The organism is Corynebacterium sp. UMB4614 (assembly GCF_030217065.1).
Lineage (GTDB): Bacteria > Actinomycetota > Actinomycetes > Mycobacteriales > Mycobacteriaceae > Corynebacterium.
The window spans coordinates 1-220 of sequence record NZ_JASONC010000141.1 but is presented as its reverse complement, the minus strand read 5'-3'; the positions used below and the strand labels follow the sequence as shown (position 1 = coordinate 220).

Sequence of the window (220 nt, the reverse complement as noted above, 5' to 3'; positions counted from 1 at the left end):
CAAATCACCAAAGAATAGCTCCCCGAAAGCTATTACCCACACCATCCCGCACCTCCGGCCACATTTGTGCTAACCGCACACCGGTTGGATTAAAGGATGACCACCAACCGCCCCAGCTGCCCACTATGCGGCAACAACACAAAGAAAAACGGCACCACCAGCAAATCAACCACCCGTTGGCGCTGCACCCACTGCGGACACTCCTTTACCCGCAACACCC

The 220-nt window shown here is 55.9% G+C and carries 1 pseudogene; it reads left to right on the top strand.

Annotation, left to right across the window (positions count from 1 at the left end):
- Window positions 1-96 precede the first annotated feature (96 nt).
- Window positions 97-220: pseudogene (locus QP413_RS10245) on the top strand (IS256 family transposase); the annotation flags it as partial.